We start from the raw sequence: 828 nt of genomic DNA, 5'->3' as shown, positions 1-828 counted from the left end.
CATCACCAATGATATTGTGGCATGGCAGAATAGACCCTTGGAGCCCGTTTATCTAATTGTCTGGATGGATGGCATCGTCTTCAAAGTTCGAGAGAACTCTAAGGTGGTCAACAAGACAATCTATATCGCCGTAGGACTTAGACGCGACGGGAAGAAAGAAGTGTTGGGGCTGTGGCTTGGGAAGAATGAATCCGCAGCTTTCTGGATGAGTGTACTGACTGACATGAAAGCCCGTGGGGTTGAGGATATACTTATCACAGCCACCGATAATCTCAATGGCTTTACCGACACCATTAGAACTGTTTTTCCTGAATCCAGCACTCAGATCTGCGTGGTTCACCAGATCCGAAATGCTTGTAGGTATGTGGTATGGAAGGATAAAAAAGAGTTCACCAAGGATATGAAATCTATCTACGATGCTCCCAACAAGCAAGCTGCAGAGGCTGCTCTGGAAGATTTTTCCGCTAAATGGAACTCCAAGTACTCTTATGCCGTAAAAAGCTGGAGAGACAATTGGGAAGACCTAACTGTCTTCTATGAATTTCCGCTGGAAATCAGAAAGATAATCTATACCACCAACCTGATTGAAAATTTAAATGGCAAGATCAGGAAGTACACCAAAAATAAATTATCATTCCCTACCGATGAGGCTGTAATGAAATCTGTATATTTGGCTGTGAGGGAAGCAACAAAAAAATGGTCGATGCCCATCAGGAACTGGGGAATTATCCTCAATCAATTCCTGACTTTATATGAAGAAAGAGTCAAACTCTAAGTTATGCTTAAGCACCCTCTATTTTCTACTTACACAAATTGCGGGATAGTGTC

The 828-nt window shown here is 42.5% G+C and carries 1 protein-coding gene; it reads left to right on the top strand.

Annotated features, from left to right (window positions below; all coding sequences use genetic code 11):
* Positions 1–775: IS256 family transposase (locus F1E73_RS17150; RefSeq protein ID WP_150452680.1), on the top strand; the 775-nt coding region annotated here is incomplete at its 5' end.
* Positions 776–828: the final 53 nt, after the last annotated feature.

The organism is Arenibacter lacus, from assembly GCF_008711145.1.
In the GTDB taxonomy this organism is placed as follows: domain Bacteria; phylum Bacteroidota; class Bacteroidia; order Flavobacteriales; family Flavobacteriaceae; genus Arenibacter; species Arenibacter amylolyticus.
This window is presented reverse-complemented; position numbering and strand designations above follow the sequence as displayed.